Annotated in this window: 13 protein-coding genes; 6 read left to right on the top strand and 7 right to left on the bottom strand. The window is 41.7% G+C overall.

All coding sequences use genetic code 11. The features are described from left to right. The first annotated feature begins 550 nt into the window (after window positions 1-550). From AL038_RS13290 to AL038_RS13275, 4 genes are all read left to right on the top strand, one after another. Window positions 551-1,123 (top strand): EF-hand domain-containing protein, encoded by a 573-nt coding sequence (locus AL038_RS13290; protein ID WP_062153569.1) that lies wholly within the window; start codon window positions 551-553, stop codon window positions 1,121-1,123. Between the two features lie 134 nt (window positions 1,124-1,257). Further along, window positions 1,258-2,847: an ATP-binding protein gene (locus AL038_RS13285; RefSeq protein ID WP_062153567.1), complete on the top strand. Its 1,590-nt coding sequence runs from the start codon at window positions 1,258-1,260 to the stop codon at window positions 2,845-2,847. Window positions 2,848-2,853: 6 nt separating this feature from the next. Then, the gene (locus AL038_RS13280) at window positions 2,854-3,543 is read left to right on the top strand and encodes a response regulator (RefSeq protein WP_062153565.1); all 690 of its coding nucleotides are present in this window, start codon (window positions 2,854-2,856) and stop codon (window positions 3,541-3,543) included. A gap of 114 nt (window positions 3,544-3,657) precedes the next feature. After that, complete coding sequence (locus AL038_RS13275; RefSeq protein WP_062153562.1) at window positions 3,658-4,713, top strand: ABC transporter ATP-binding protein; 1,056 nt, start codon at window positions 3,658-3,660, stop codon at window positions 4,711-4,713. 186 nt (window positions 4,714-4,899) lie between these two features. Here AL038_RS13275 and AL038_RS13270 read toward each other — a convergent pair whose 3' ends face one another. From AL038_RS13270 to AL038_RS13240, 7 genes are all read right to left on the bottom strand, one after another. Continuing rightward, window positions 4,900-5,994, bottom strand: a complete 1,095-nt coding sequence (locus AL038_RS13270) for a glycosyltransferase (protein WP_062153555.1) — start codon at window positions 5,992-5,994, stop codon at window positions 4,900-4,902. Window positions 5,995-6,168: 174 nt separating this feature from the next. After that, on the bottom strand, window positions 6,169-7,941 hold the full coding sequence (locus tag AL038_RS13265) for an N-acetylglutaminylglutamine amidotransferase (RefSeq protein ID WP_062153553.1): 1,773 nt from the start codon (window positions 7,939-7,941) through the stop codon (window positions 6,169-6,171). 73 nt (window positions 7,942-8,014) lie between these two features. Continuing rightward, complete coding sequence (locus AL038_RS13260; protein ID WP_062153551.1) at window positions 8,015-9,043, bottom strand: Rpn family recombination-promoting nuclease/putative transposase; 1,029 nt, start codon at window positions 9,041-9,043, stop codon at window positions 8,015-8,017. 80 nt (window positions 9,044-9,123) lie between these two features. After that, the gene (topA, locus tag AL038_RS13255) at window positions 9,124-11,445 is read right to left on the bottom strand and encodes a type I DNA topoisomerase (RefSeq protein WP_062153549.1); all 2,322 of its coding nucleotides are present in this window, start codon (window positions 11,443-11,445) and stop codon (window positions 9,124-9,126) included. 112 nt (window positions 11,446-11,557) lie between these two features. Next, the gene (locus tag AL038_RS13250) at window positions 11,558-12,043 is read right to left on the bottom strand and encodes a DUF494 family protein (protein ID WP_336603617.1); all 486 of its coding nucleotides are present in this window, start codon (window positions 12,041-12,043) and stop codon (window positions 11,558-11,560) included. A gap of 10 nt (window positions 12,044-12,053) precedes the next feature. Beyond that, window positions 12,054-13,193: a DNA-processing protein DprA gene (gene dprA, locus AL038_RS13245; RefSeq protein ID WP_062153547.1), complete on the bottom strand. Its 1,140-nt coding sequence runs from the start codon at window positions 13,191-13,193 to the stop codon at window positions 12,054-12,056. After that, window positions 13,190-14,230: a hypothetical protein gene (locus tag AL038_RS13240; protein ID WP_145917108.1), complete on the bottom strand. Its 1,041-nt coding sequence runs from the start codon at window positions 14,228-14,230 to the stop codon at window positions 13,190-13,192. Before AL038_RS13240 ends, dprA begins: the two co-directional genes overlap by 4 nt. Before the next feature lie 303 nt (window positions 14,231-14,533). Here AL038_RS13240 and AL038_RS13235 point away from each other — a divergent pair, with 303 nt between their 5' ends. Both AL038_RS13235 and rpsO read left to right on the top strand, forming a co-directional pair. Beyond that, window positions 14,534-14,944 (top strand): acyl-CoA thioesterase, encoded by a 411-nt coding sequence (locus AL038_RS13235; RefSeq protein ID WP_062153543.1) that lies wholly within the window; start codon window positions 14,534-14,536, stop codon window positions 14,942-14,944. A gap of 129 nt (window positions 14,945-15,073) precedes the next feature. Beyond that, window positions 15,074-15,340 carry a 30S ribosomal protein S15 gene (gene rpsO / locus AL038_RS13230; RefSeq protein WP_062153541.1) on the top strand — a complete coding sequence of 89 codons (267 nt, stop codon included), beginning with the start codon at window positions 15,074-15,076 and terminating at the stop codon, window positions 15,338-15,340. Window positions 15,341-15,360: the final 20 nt, after the last annotated feature.

Raw genomic sequence — 15,360 nt, 5'->3', positions numbered from 1 at the left:
TACTATTTAAAAGCCATGAAAACCCCAGTTAATTTTTAACACTGGGGTTTATTATTTTTTAGTGGCGTGTGTCTGTTAATTTTGGCGGTTTTTAATATTCAGTCAGTTCTGATTTAAACAAGTTTTATTGATTTGACAATGCCTTATTTGTTTCACGTTTATAGTCAGTGTAACTTTTTTGTTCGTTACAACTATCAACGCTAACAGTTGGATTATTTAGGCAATCTAGTTTATCTTTTTGCTGTAAACCATCGTACCATGCTTGTGTTGAACAGCCTGAAAGCAGAAATATTAATGTAATACTTGTCCTATAAATAAGGGTTTTACTGTTCATAAGAATATTTACCATGATTAATTAAATACGACTTGTTGATTATACTGCATATTCTATCCTGTTTTTACTTCCGTTTTTTTGTCTGCGAATAACTCCACAAAATCTTCACAATTTCCTCAAAAAAAAACCGCAATTGTCGCGCATCATTATCACCATCTGGAACACAAATTGTTTCAGTTTTTAATAACGACAACGACACGTACGAGGAAGTAAATCATGTTAAATAGAACAAGACGTTATACTACTTTAATGCTCGCCCTCTCTGCGACTGTCCCCGTTTTCGCTCAAGGTCCCGGTAACCCACCACCATTACCTGCTGAAATCATAGCACAATATGATACTGACCAAGATGGTGTGTTGAGCGAAACTGAAATGCAAGCCATGCGTACCGCAGAATTTAAAAGTGCTGATGTTAATGGCGATGGTAATTTAAGTCTTACTGAGTTACAAGGTTTTGAAAGTAGCAAAAAATCAGAACGTTTAAATCATGAATTTGGCAATTTAGATGCCGATAGCAACGGAGTGATTAGTGCCGCTGAATTTGTTGCAAACCAACCTGAAGAAAGCAGCGCAACATTAGCAACACTTTTTGGTTTAGCGGATACGAATGCGGATGCAGGTTTAAGTTTAACCGAGTTTGCTGCGTTGAAAGGTGAAGAAGGTCATTTGTGGCAACATTTTGCACATTTAGATAGCGATGGTAACGGTGTTATTTCACAAGATGAATTTACTGCTCTCCCCCCTGCACCACCGGGTGGCGAAGGACGCGGCGCACGTCCTGCCAGATAATAAATTATTAAAAAGGCAACTTGCTTTGCAATAACGGGTTTCTTAAGGGAAAGTGTTTGACCACTGGGGTTTATAATCTCAGTGGTCTTTTTTGTCGATTAAAATGGGTAGGATTTTCGTTGAAGGTGAAGAATATGAAATTTGGCTTGTTAGCAAAATTATTTCTCGCACTCTTATGTAGCAGTACGCTGGTTGCTATCATCATGGCGATTTCCGCTCATTGGAGTTTTCAATCAGGTTTCACCGATTATTTGCATAATGCTGAAACGGAACGTCTCACAGAATTACGTCTGGCTTTAGAAGCTGAATACACAAAAAAAGGCAGTTGGCAATTTTTGCAGAATAATCGGAATTTGTGGGAGACCTTGTTAAATAAACATTTAGGTGAAGAGTTTCAATTACCGCCGTTGCCCCAACCTCGCCCTTTTGGTGAGATATTACATTCTCTTGACCCGCCACTTCGTCCGCCAGCAGAGATAAATGAGCGTGAATCTGCTTTTCGTCCACGCCTACCTGATGGAAATGAACGTGAACCGCCTTTTCGTCCGCGTCCACCCGATGAATATAGGGGAGAACCGCCTTTTCGTCCCCCCCATCATCAAGGTGAAGGCATTGTACCCTTATCACCTTTTGCTTTGCGTCCACGTTTACGGTTGCTAACCCCAGATAAAAAAATGATTATCGGCTCGCCATTCACCATAGAAGGTAACGAAAGTTTATTACCGATTTATCATAATGATAAACCCGTCGCATGGTTGGCTATACATCAAATGCAGATTGAAACCAATTATTTAGCGGCCAGTTTTTTAAAACAACAAACGCAAACATACTACTTAACGGCGGTGTTGGGTGTACTGATTTCTGCGTTGATTTCTTTATGGTTAGCGCGACAGTTATTGATTCCTGTGCAACGGATTACTACTGCTGCGCGTCATTTAGGGGCGGGGCAGTATCAAACCCGTGTGCAAGTGAGTAGTCATGATGAATTAGGACAGCTTGCAAGTGATTTTAATCTACTCGCGCATACTTTGGAGCGGAATGAAACTGCACGACGACAATGGATTGCAGATATATCGCATGAACTGCGTACACCGTTAGCTATTTTGCGCGGAGAAATTGAGGCAATTCAAGATGGTATTCGTCAATTTAATGCCGTTGCATTAAAATCGTTACATGTTGAAGTGTTAGGGCTTGGGAAATTAGTTGATGATTTATATGAATTAGCCTTGTCTGACGTTGGCGCATTAGATTATCGGCGCGAAACATGTAACATTCTGATATTGATTGAAGAGGTGTTAGACGTGTTTCAAACCCGTTTTCGCCAACATCAATTACAACTAATCAATCAAACACAAACCCTCACGCCTATTTATTGTGCAGTAGATGTACGACGTTTTATGCAACTATTTCATAATTTACTTGAAAATACTGTGCGTTATACAGATACAGGCGGCAGTATTTTAATCACGGTAGCGCAAATGGCAAATCGGGTTATCATTTGTTTAGAAGACAGCCCGCCAAATGTTCCTGATGAAGCGTTGCCATTATTGTTTGAACGGTTATATCGTGTGGATAAATCGCGTAGCCGTGCATCGGGCGGGGCTGGGCTGGGTTTAGCCATTTGTAAGAATATTGTGGAAGCACATGGTGGCACAATCAACGCTTTTCATGCCTCATTGGGTGGGCTTGGTATCCGTATCGAACTGCCATTACAACCGAGTTAAAACACAATGGAAAACAATCAACGCCATATATTAATTGTTGAAGATGAGCCAAAACTTGCCCATTTGCTCGAAGATTATTTACACCAAGCAGGTTTTATAACCCATTGGCTAGCCGATGGAGCGGATGTATTGCCTTGGTGTGAACACAATACAACAGATTTGATTATCCTAGATTTAATGCTACCCCATAAAGATGGAATAGAAATCTGTCGCGAATTGCGGCAAACCTCACAAATACCCATTATGATGGCAACGGCGCGGGTTGAAGAAATTGACCGCTTATTGGGATTGGAATTAGGAGCCGATGATTATATTTGTAAACCCTATAGCCTGCGTGAAATTATTGCGCGTGTGCGGGCTATTTTACGTCGTGTGGCTAACGGACAAACCGAAATAGAACCACCTGTAAACTTAGGATTTATTATCGACGAAGAACGTTACACCATCAGTTTTAAGGGACATATTTTAGATTTAACCCCCGCTGAATTTCGCCTACTCAGCACGCTCTTAAATTCACACGGCAGAGTTTATTCGCGCGCCCAACTGCTAGACCGTTTATATGAAGATAATCGCATTGTTACTGACCGCACCGTTGACAGCCACATCAAAAATTTACGTAAAAAATTAGCCGAATTAGAACCTGAGACAGAAATGATTCGTTCCATTTACGGTGTAGGGTATAAACTAGAAAACTAATCTTGTCTGAAAGAAAATAGACCAGAAAAAACTTTTTTCTTCTCTACAATATTACTGAATTCAAATTACTTAAACAGTAAAATCATCTAAGACAGCAACCTAAAGTACGCCACTATGTTAAAGACAACGCCTTTATTAGAACTCGATAACATCGAATGCCGTTATGAAGAACAAACCATTTTTCATAATCTCTCCTTAAGCATTCAAGCGGGAGAACTTGCTTGCCTACTGGGTGCAAGTGGTTGTGGAAAAACAACTGCGCTACGTGCAATTGCAGGCTTTGAACCTATTTACAATGGCACAATCCGTTTAAATGGCAACAATATTTCTGAACCTAATCAAATATTATCACCAGAAAAACGTCAAATTGGCATGGTTTTTCAAGATTACGCACTATTTCCACATCAAACTGTTTTTGACAATGTCGCCTTTGGTTTACGCGCTTTAAACAAAACCGAAAAAAAACACCGCGTAGAAGAATATCTCAACATTGTCGGATTAGCGCATCTTTCTAAACGCTATCCGCATGAACTATCAGGCGGACAACAACAACGGGTTGCTCTCGCGCGCGCTTTAGCACCGCGTCCTGCATTGATTTTATTAGATGAACCGTTTTCTAATTTAGATGTAGATTTACGCGAGCGGCTGAGTTTAGAAGTGCGTGATATTCTTAAAGGACAAGGCATGACGGGTTTACTCGTAACCCATGACCAACACGAGGCTTTTGCATTGGGCGATAAAATTGGCGTAATGCGTCATGGTAAAATTTTACAATGGGATTCTGCCTACAAACTCTACCACGAACCCACAGAACGCTACATTGCGGATTTTATTGGTAAAGGTTCGTTTATCAAAGGGCAAATAATGACTAAAAATCAGATAGAAACGGAATTAGGCGTTGTTAAAAGCATTCCATCGGCACAAAGTGAAATCGGCAATACTGTCGATGTGCTGGTTCGTCCCGACGATATTTTGTTAGACCCTGATTGTCACTTATTAGCGACGGTTAAACAAAAAGCCTTTAAGGGTTCAGAAACCCTTTATACCTTAAGCTTACCCAGCGGAACACAAGTTTTTTCCCTGTTTTCTAGTCATCATGATTATCCTGTTGGCGCGCAAGTTGGCATTCGTGTGGTTGCAGAGCAATTAGTAACGTTTCCACCGACTTAAATTTTAGATAATAATCTGATTTTAACAGCTTGAAAAAAGGCGCGGAAAATATCGAGAAAGGTTTTTTCTGTGCTTCGTTTTCCTGATAGCAGCGTGTCTAAATGAAGGTTTTCAGGCACGCAGACAAGGTTGTCGTTTTTATATCTGTGTCAGTGTTGAAAATTCTGATTTGGGCAATAGTTGTGTTTATTTAATACTCGTTTTTTTATAAATAATCTTATCCATTGCTTGCAAAAACACTGTTATATCAAATTTTTTTGCCTGTTGTTCACAAGCCTTGCGTAGGTCTAATGCGTTAGCGGGGCTTAGGGTGCAAACGGCATCGCAAATCATCTCAATTGTAAAATCAGCGGGCAGTAATAACCCTGTACGCTCGGGCAAAATGCTTTCAACTAATCCGCCTTCCGCAACGCCTATGACAGGTTTACCCGCAGCCATAGATTCCACAGGTGACATGCCAAAATCTTCATCCTTCGCTAAATAAAGCGTAGCAATTGCATTACCTAGTAACGATTGTAATGCACGCTCTTCTAACCAACCTGTCAATTGAATATTGTTTGCACCGTTAGCTAAGTTGCGTAAACGTCCTAACTCTTGCCCTCCTGATGCGACTATTAAGCGTTTATCAGGCATTTTTAAAAAGGCTTGGATGATTTTATCAACCCGTTTTAATGGGTCTAGTCGTGCTAATGATAAGTAATAATCCCCCTGAGCTAACCATTTGAATTGTTTTGTATCACAGGGTGGATAGATAACGGTTGCGGGTTTACCTAAATAGTGTTGTATGCGTTTTTGTACATTATGTGAGTTGGTTAAAATCTGCGTCATGTTATTGATAGCTGTTTCATAACGTGGTTGTAGATAGCGGATAAATGCTTGTAAAGCAAAACGTAATGGGCGTGGCGTTTGGCTTAGATAAAAATCATATTGGTCGTAAATAAAACGTGGGGGGGTGTGGCAATAGAGAAAATGACGAGCATGAGGGTGTTGCACAACTGCTAAAGGGGTGTAAAAACCACTATATAACAAGGTATCGTAATCTTTTATAAACACGGTACGTTGTTGAAAGGCACGAGCAAGTTTGAATTGTCGCCATAGGGGAATATTGCTATTAGCATGAAGATTGTGTTGTCGGTTAATACCCTGTAAAAAAGGGTGGTTTTCTTTAGCAAACCCGTAGGCTATCGCGCTAGGACGATGATGTGCAAGTAAACTACATAAACGCCCGCCGCCTTCTAAGGATTCAAAATAGTCATGAAGAATCAGGAATGGTGCAGTCATCTATATTTTGTGTAACCTTTTTTGGGTGAAAAATAAAGACGGGCGTTTAGCAAATTTAGGTTTCCTTTTTAATCATAGAAGGCAGATTTATCTCAATAATGACCTACATTCCCCTGTAGAAAAGAAGGAATCTTTACTTGTTCTAACGGCTTTATCACTATCAATTTATTATGCTTAAATGTGTGTCTGTAACCAAAACTCTAATAAGGCTAAATGCCACAACTTACTCCCTTGTAATGGCGTTAGATAGGTTTCTGGACTGGCGAGTAGTTTATCAACATAAGTAAAATTAAATAGTTGACGTTGGCGACAAGTATCGGAATACAACACCGCACGCATAAATGCTAAAAATTCACCGCGTACATATTTTAGCGCGGGTACAGGAAAATAGCCTTTTGGACGGTCTATTACACTCGCAGGTAATAGTTGGCGGGCAATGGTTTTTAATGGATATTTGCCATTTTCACGCAGTTTTAATGCGGGGGGCATTCTGGCAACGGTTTCAATTAACTGTTGGTCTAAAAATGGCACACGGGCTTCTAATCCCCATGCCATTGTCATGTTATCCACGCGCTTTACGGGGTCGTCGACGATAAGCGTTGTAACATCCATGCGCAATACTTTATCAAGAAATTCACTGGCATTCTCTTGGGCGAGTAGTTGGCTGATGCTTTGCGCAGTGTAATCTGCACCATGATAGTCGGAATGAACCGTTTCTAAAAATTCGGCGTGGCTACGGTCAAAATAAAAAGGACGAAAACGGTCTAAATCGCTACCCGCTGCGGCATTCATTAAGGGATACCAAAAATAACCGCCAAAGACCTCATCTGCTCCTTGTCCGCTTTGTACAACTTTTACCGATTGAGAAACTTGTTCAGCAAGCAGGTAAAATGCAATGGCATCTTGTCCAACCATTGGTTCTGCCATATTTTTAATGGCTTCAGGTAAGCGTTGTAATACGTGAGAATTTGGAATGGTGTAGCGATGGTGACGGGTTTTATAACGGGCAACAACTTGGTCAGAATATTCAAATTCACTGCCTTTTTCTTCGGGTGCATCTTCAAAACCAACGGAGAACGTTAGCAAGTTGTGTGCATCATAATGTTCTGCTAATAATCCAACCAATAAACTGGAATCTAATCCACCAGATAGAAGGACACCCACAGGAACATCTGCTACAGAACGATGACTATTAACAGCATTTTTTAGCGCGGTATGTGTGAGTTCTAACCATTCTTGGTCGGTTTTAGCTTCATCAAGTCGAGTCGCGTTAAGCTGCCAATAATTACGTCGTTGCATATCACCGCGTGGGGTGAGGCTTAATGTTGTCGCGGGTTCTACTTTGCGTACACCTTGTAATATGGTGTAGGGCGCAGGAATAACCGCATGTAGTGTCAGGTGATGATGTAAGCCGACGGGGTCTATCTGGGTATTTACATCACCAGCGGCAAGTAAAGCGGGCATACTGGACGCAAAGCGGAAAAACGCAGCAGTTTTAACATAATAAAGTGGTTTTATACCCACTCTATCACGAGCAACAAAAAGCCGTTGTTGGGTTTTATCCCAAATGGCAAAAGCAAACATGCCTTGCAGATAATCAACGCAAGCATCACCCCATTCGGCATAGGCTTTTAGAATAACTTCTGTATCTGTTTCTGACTGGAAAGCATAGCCTTTTTCTATTAACTCATGGCGTAATTCACGATAATTGTAAATTGTGCCATTAAAAACCAGAACAAGATTTAAGGCGGTGTCGACCATTGGTTGCGTGCCACGCTCGGACAAGTCAATAACGGAAAGTCGACGATGACCGAAGGCAAGCGCACCAGATTGATAGTAGCCTTCGCTATCAGGACCACGTCGTGCAAGAACAGCAGACATACGTTTAATTTTGTCTAATTGTGGATGGGTATTATCAAAGCGTAATTCGCCACAAATGCCACACATAGAATATAGTCACCTTTAATTTTCTGATTTTTAATACTTAAATGGTCTGTTAATTTCACATAACAAGAGCATGTTAATGTGTTTCTAGCACTTGCCAAAAATCCGCTAGTGAATCAATTTTTGTTTGAAAAAGGTTAAACAACAATTGATTTAATTCATCAGGATTTAATTGATACAAACGAGCTTGTTGATTCTCTGTTAATTGACCAAAGCGTATTTCTAATAAGCGCATTAATGTTTCCGCTTTGCCCTGTACAATTCCTTGCGTAATCCCCTGCGTAATTCCTTGTCTAATTCCCTGTGTAATCCCCGCTTCAAGTCCTTCCGTCTTTCCCAGTAAAAAAGACCGTTGACGTTCTTTGTCCATTGCATGTTCTAACATGGTTCTTGCCTCCAGTTTGTCATGGTAAATGGTTTCTAATGTCTGATAATCACTTAATTCTCGTTTGTTATATACAACTAATTGTATAAACCAGTTGAGAAATAATGAAGCCGCTTCTTTATCAGTTTTATCTTCAAATAATGCCAACACTTGCGATTTGAGTAATTCCATATCATGCGGATAAGTCTCTGCTAGGAATAAAGTGGAGACTAAATTCTGAATCTGTAGCAGTCGTTCTTGTGGATATTCATTTTCAGCAATTTTGAAGTAACGAAAATTGGGAGTGTAGGCTTTTAATAAATCAGGATGTGCTAAGAGGTTTTGTAGCTCTGTTGCGGCTGTCCAGCGTTTATTCCCGCTGTAAAGAACAATTGGAAATATTGGCGGTAGTTTTTTTACAGGGGGGCGACTTTCTGCGTAATCTAGCCAGAAGCTACAGAGATAGTGTAGAACGCGCAATGCCATAAACCAAACGACGGAAGATTGAAATTCTAGGAGAACGTATATGTAGGCTTCTTGTTGTTTAAATTTTACTTTGTAAATTAAGTCGCTTTCGGTTTCTTTGTAGTGGTCGGTAATAAAGGATTTGTCTAGGCGTTCACAAGTTTCAAAGTCTATGTCTTGTACCCAAGGTTCTGGTACGAAAGATTCTAGTAGTTGGCGGAAAAAGACTTTGTTGGAAAATAGCTTCTTGTAGCCTTTGTCGTGCAGCGTCGGCATTTTTAATAAGATGTGAGGCGTTTGACCTGCTAGATTTTTAAAATTTAGCAGGTCTGCTGGATGGACATAACAGGTTGTGATTATTCCCCTGTTGTTTGTGTTTCTTCTTCTGTGGTTTCTACTTTTTCCACAAAGTCGCAGGCTTTTTCGGGGCAAACTTTTTGTGTTCCCCAGCGTTTAGTGGTTTTTAAGGTGAGGAGTGGAAAACCGCATTTTGGACAAGGTTCGGCAATGGGTTTGTGGGAAACCGCATAGTTGCAGGTAGGATAGGTGGAGCAGGCGTAAAAAAATGTTCCAAAACGCGATTTGCGTCGAACCAATGTTCCTATTTTACAAACAGGACAAGTAACGCCTGTATTATCTTCGGGCATGGGTTCGGTATGTTTGCAGGTTGGGTAGTTACTGCATCCGATGAATTTACTGCCATTACGGGATTGTTTAACGTGTAATGCAGAGCTGCATAGTGGGCAGACACGCCCTTCAACTACAACGGCTTCAATCACTGGCGTTGGTGTGCTGTTGTCACCATCTACGTTGCGGGTGTAGTCGCAGTCAGGATAGGCAGAACAGCCTATAAATGTGCCACGTTTGCCCAAGCGTTTAGTTAAGGGTTTACCACATTTGGGGCAGGCTTCGTCTAGGACTTCTTGGGTAACATCTTTGCGCTGAACAGTTTCTGTTTTTTCGTCGACTAATTTTTTAAATTTCGTCCAGAATTTTTCCATCACGGGAATCCATTCTTTTTCCCCCCGAGAAATTGCGTCGAGTTCATCTTCTAGTTGGGCAGTAAAGTTGTAATCTACGTAACGGTGAAAGTGTTCTGTAAGGAATTTATTAACAATTTTACCAACATCTGTTGGGTAAAAGCGTTTTTTGTCTAAAATGGCATATTCGCGTTGCAATAGGGTAGAAATGATGGTTGCATAGGTTGACGGACGACCGATACCAAATTCTTCTAGGGCTTTGACTATGCTGGCTTCTGAGTAGCGGGGTGGTGGTTCGGTAAAGTGTTGTTCGGCGCGAATTTCTTTCAGTTTGACGTGTTCGCCTATTTCTAGTGGCGGTAACATTTTTTCGTCATCATCGCTTTGTTTGTTGTCGTCCACGCCTTCTTGATATACCGCCATAAATCCGGGATGTATGAGGGTTGAACCATTGGCGCGGAAGTTGTTGCCCTCGCCACAAGCAAGGTCGACTGCAACGGTGTCCAGCACGGCAGGGGTCATTTGGCAGGCAATCGTCCGTTGCCAGATTAGGGTATAAAGTTTGAGCTGGTCAGGGGTTAGGACTTTTGCGAGGGTGTCAGGATAGCGGTGTGCGCTGGTGGGGCGTATGGCTTCGTGGGCTTCTTGGGCGTTTTTTGCTTTAGTTTTGTATTGTACGGGGTTTTTTGGCAGGTTGTCTTTGCCGTAGCGTTTTTCTATCACCGCACGGATGTCCGCAATGGCTTCGTCAGCTAGGTTGACGGAGTCGGTGCGCATGTAGGTAATTAAACCTACCGCACCATCACCAATATCAATTCCTTCATAAAGTTGTTGGGCAACTTGCATGGTTTTTTTGGAGGTGAAGCCTAGTTTACGGGCGGCTTCTTGTTGTACGGTTGAGGTGGTAAACGGGGCAGTTGGTTGGCGTTTACGTTGTTTTTTCTCAACTTTGGTAACAATGAGTTTGCCATCAGCGAGTTTTAGGAGTTCATCACGGACGTTGTTGGCTTGGTCGGTGTTGTTGATGCTGAATTGGGTGAGTTTTTCGCCTTTATATTGGTTGAGTTTGGCAACGAATTTTTGTTTTTCTTTTTCGTTGTGTGCTTCAATGGTCCAATATTCAGCAGGTTTAAAAACGTCGATTTCTCGTTCACGTTCGGCAATGAGGCGTAGGGCGGGGCTTTGTACGCGTCCAGCAGAGAGACCACGGCGAATTTTTTTCCAGAGCAGGGGGGAGAGATTGAAACCAACAAGGTAATCTAGGGCGCGGCGGGCTTGTTGGGCATTAATCAGTTCTAAAGAGAGCTGGCGCGGGTTGGCAATCGCATCTTGTACTGCTTGTTGGGTGATTTCGTAAAACGCAACTCGATGAACAGGCTTGCCAGTAATAAGCTTGTTTTCTTTGAGAATTTCGTATAGATGCCATGAAATCGCTTCGCCTTCACGGTCAGGGTCAGTGGCTAAGTAGAGCGTGTCTGCCTGTTTCATGGCTTTTTTGATAGTGTCAACGTGTTTGCTGTTTTTTTCTATCAGTTGGTAATTCATCGCAAACGCATTGTCGGGGTCAACCGCGCCCGTTTTGGGGAGCAGGTCGCGCACGTGTCCATACGATGCCACGACGGTGAAGTCTTTGCCCAAGTATTTTTCTATGGTCTTCGCTTTTGCGGGAGACTCAACAATAACAAGATTTTTAGCCACAACGAATATAACTCTGGTTAAATGAAAATTCAGACAGGGTTGTAGATGGATTCAACCCCGTTTTTTAAACGGTTACACGATGGTGTAGGTGCGATTGTGTGTGCATTGATAATCAGTGTATTTGTCCTGCCATTTCTTCGTAAACTAAGTCTTCAATCCATGCAAATGCGGCTTCATAACCCGGTTGGTTAAACAGTACCATGAGAATAACCCATTTGAGTTCTTCTAGGGAAAATTCGTCGGTTTCTAGTGCCATAACACGGTCTAGGACTAATTCGCGGTTTATGGGGTCTAGTACGTTGATTTGCTCTAAAAATAAGAGGAAACCACGACATTCTAAATCAAGTTTAGCCATTTCTTCTTCGGTATAAATCCGAATAGAAGCAATGTTTTGTTTTTGTGTATCTTGTGAGTCTGGACGGGTTACTAAACCATCTAACCATTTGAGGGCTTTGTAAATTTCTGTACTTAAAAAGCCTGCCTGTGTCAGTTCGACGTGTAGTGCGTCATGGTCAGTTGTGATATGGCTATCTTCATCCATATAATTTTCAAAAAGATACATCAAAACATCTAAAATATTATCTTCCACGCAATTCATCTCCGTCAGCTTATGAAAGCCGAACATAAAGTCCGCCCGCTTGTGAAGCGATAAGTCCTTGCAATTCTAAAATTAACAGCATGGAGGAAACTGCTTCTGCCGTCAATCCGCTCAGCTCGACTAGATTATCAATCGATTGCGCTTCTGTACATAAGTATTCTAGTAAGCGAATGTAATCACCGTCTAATTCATTGTGCTGGGTTAGTCTGTTGCTTGCAACGGGTAAAGGGGGGGTTAGGGGGATGGTGCGTTGTTGGTTTGGTAGGTGTAAAAAGAGTTCTTCCATGACATCGGCGGCGGTTTCTACGAGTTTTGCACCTTCTTTTATGAGGGCATGACAGCCTTTTGCTAGGGGATTGTGGATGGAACCGGGGATTGCAAATACATCGCGCCCTTGTTCAACGGCTTGGCGAGCTGTAATGAGTGAACCACTGCGTAGTGAGGCTTCAACAACCAGTGTACCGATGCTTAATCCGCTAATAATTCGATTGCGTCTGGGGAAGTGTTGATTTTTAGCGGGTGTTCCGGGGGGAAGTTCTGAGATTAATGCGCCTGTTTGGGCAATTTGATGGGCAAGTTCCCGATTTTGGGCGGGATAAACGCGGTCTAGCCCTGTGCCTGCAACGGCTATGGTTCTGCCTGTTGCGGCTAATGCCCCTTGGTGACTATAAGCATCAATACCCATGGCTAACCCACTGGTGATTGTAAAGCCTGCTTGGGAAAGATTTTTTGCGAAATCATAGGCTATTTCTTTACCCAGTGGGCTGGGGTTACGTGTGCCAACCATTGCAACTTGTTGGCTGGATAATAGGGTGTAATCACCGTGTACAAATAAAATCGGCGGGGGGTCATGAATTTCACATAAACGATGCGGATAGTGTGGGTCGTTTAGGGTAACAAGATGATTATTTTCTAAAGATAGCCAGTGTAAGTCTTTTTCTATTATCGTTTTGTCTGGGTTTTCTAGGTATTGGAGTAATTCCCCTTTCACCCCCAATGTTGCCCACTCATTTCGCCCCCCCATTAATGCGGCATGAGGTGAACCAAAGTATTTGAGAAAACGCATGAAGGTGATAGGTCCTACGCCGGGGGCGCGGGCTAATAGCAACCAAGATTCTACATCAGTAAAATTAGCAACGGGCGGTCTCAAGGAATGGTTACTTCGTCGTATAGTTGAATAGCAAGGGTTGCATTGGTAACAACAGCATAGCTAACCCTTTCAAATACTTTGAAAACCATTAATGTACCCGCAGGCTCACTGGGCATTTTTATGCTTTCACCTTTGTCTTCTTTAAATCCACCTGAATGACGTACTTGTAAAATATGACCGATTTCAATGCCATCATCTTCGCCTTTATTAATCACAACAATTTGATATTGCCCAATTTGCGAAACGCCGTCAACCAGTGAAATAATTTTTCCATCTTCTAATTCAGCAGGGGAAGATAAAACAAAATCTTGGTTGTAGCTGTTTTCAGACATGGGTAGTATTAGGTTATCATCTTGAATTTCACGTTGTGAATGGGTGATTAGTAAGGTTGCAGGGTCACCTTCTTGGACTAATTTTGCATCCCCTAAGTAAATTGCCTCGTGTGCAAGTAGTTCATCATTTTCAGGATTACGTAACTCATCCCCTAAGCGAATAATGGCATATTCATTGCCCTCCTCTGCATCCATTTCGTCTAGTCCACGGACATAAATTTTTGTGCCTGTTGAGGCTAAGAGGGTTTTATTGGCATTGCCTAAAATGTGACCCGCTTTTTCTAATTCGTCATCAGTTACAATACGTGGACGGTTTAAAAACTGTTGAATCATTTCTGTTGGCAGTACGGGGGGTTTGTTTTCTTTGATTAAAGCACGTTCTGCGGGCAATAATTTAACGTCTCGTCCTTGCTTAATTTGTAAGCCGAACAACTCTTCTTGTTTGATTAAGCTGACGATATCGCCTGTGTGTACTTGGGGTAGCTGTCCATCAGATAAATAAATAGATTGCTGCCAGAATTGCATGGCTAGGTTAGGGTTGACAACAAAGCGAGCCGCAACACTCGCTAACCCCTCGCCAGCACTGACAACATATCTATCAGGGGGACTAGGGACTAGTTGAATATTGGGGCTTAGCATTAAGATTGTTGCGTAGCTTGTTGAAGAACAGAGCAGGAGTAATGCAGAAAGTATCAGCTTTTTCATAGCTTTGATTCTAGTTTGTGGGCTGTTTTAGAAAAATACGCGCGTGTTAGTTAAGATTATCAAGGTCATCATAAAACAGCAATCTATCATTTATGTTTTATGTATTTTTTACTTGCGTGTGATTTGCGGTTCTTAGGGCTAGCGTAATGAGTTCTAAACGAGTAATGCTATGCAGAAGTGTGTAAATACAGGAATTATCTGCATCAGGATTTTCGACGTTAACAGGTATAAAGATGATAATATTAAGAATTCTGAAAATTCCAATTCAGACATTCTTTAATCAATACATGAGGCGGCAAAGACATGACAGAAATCCCCAAAAAATTGTTATATCGATACACTTTTCCTATTCGCTGGTCAGACATGGATGCACTAGGGCATGTCAACAATGCACGCTATTTTACCTTTATGGAACAAGCACGAATTGAATGGCTAGACAGTTTAGGGATGAAATTGGAAGGAGAAGAAGGGCCTGTACTGGTCAAAGCAGAATGTAACTATTTATTACCAATTGTCTATCCTGCGACAGTGACAGTGGATACTTACGTAGGTAAACCGGGACGCAGTAGTGTGCCATTTACCCATGATATTTATGATGCTCACCAACCCGAAAAAATTTATGCACACGGTCATGTCACCATGGTTTGGGTTAATTACCACATGGGAAAATCCCTACCCCTTCCAGACTTATGGCGACAACATTTTGACGCATGAGCTTACAAGACGAATCAAACAAATAACAAAATCTATATTTTTTAGATTCTTGTTTTTAGCTTAACTTACCACTATACTTGCGCGTTTAGGTAAAAATACTGTTTTATTTTCAGGAGTCATTAATCTGTCATGCTAACAGCCGAAACAAAAAGCAAAATTGTTCAAGAACACCAACGCTCACCCAATGATACAGGCTCTGCTGAAGTGCAAATCGCTTTACTGAGTGCCAATATCGACAGCCTTTCTGTGCATTTTAAAAGCAATGGTAAAGATTTCCATTCCCGCCGTGGCTTATTAAGAATGGTTAGTAAACGTCGTAGCTTGCTGGATTATCTTAAAAAAGAAGATTTCACCCGCTATCAGGCATTAATTAGCAAGCTCGGTTTGCGCCACTAATAAAAGCCTTCCCTCTTTTC

Source organism: Beggiatoa leptomitoformis, from assembly GCF_001305575.3.
Classification (GTDB): Bacteria; Pseudomonadota; Gammaproteobacteria; order Beggiatoales; family Beggiatoaceae; genus Beggiatoa; species Beggiatoa leptomitoformis.
This window is presented reverse-complemented; position numbering and strand designations above follow the sequence as displayed.

Coding starts and splice junctions, on each gene's coding strand:
- AL038_RS13290 (WP_062153569.1), top strand. CDS start 551: ATGTTAAATAGAACAAGACGTTATACTACTTTAATGCTCGCCCTCTCT.
- AL038_RS13285 (WP_062153567.1), top strand. CDS start 1,258: ATGAAATTTGGCTTGTTAGCAAAATTATTTCTCGCACTCTTATGTAGC.
- AL038_RS13280 (WP_062153565.1), top strand. CDS start 2,854: ATGGAAAACAATCAACGCCATATATTAATTGTTGAAGATGAGCCAAAA.
- AL038_RS13275 (WP_062153562.1), top strand. CDS start 3,658: ATGTTAAAGACAACGCCTTTATTAGAACTCGATAACATCGAATGCCGT.
- AL038_RS13270 (WP_062153555.1), bottom strand. CDS start 5,994: ATGACTGCACCATTCCTGATTCTTCATGACTATTTTGAATCCTTAGAA.
- AL038_RS13265 (WP_062153553.1), bottom strand. CDS start 7,941: ATGTGTGGCATTTGTGGCGAATTACGCTTTGATAATACCCATCCACAA.
- AL038_RS13260 (WP_062153551.1), bottom strand. CDS start 9,043: ATGCCGACGCTGCACGACAAAGGCTACAAGAAGCTATTTTCCAACAAA.
- AL038_RS13250 (WP_336603617.1), bottom strand. CDS start 12,043: ATGAATTGCGTGGAAGATAATATTTTAGATGTTTTGATGTATCTTTTT.
- AL038_RS13240 (WP_145917108.1), bottom strand. CDS start 14,230: ATGAAAAAGCTGATACTTTCTGCATTACTCCTGCTCTGTTCTTCAACA.
- AL038_RS13235 (WP_062153543.1), top strand. CDS start 14,534: ATGACAGAAATCCCCAAAAAATTGTTATATCGATACACTTTTCCTATT.
- rpsO (WP_062153541.1), top strand. CDS start 15,074: ATGCTAACAGCCGAAACAAAAAGCAAAATTGTTCAAGAACACCAACGC.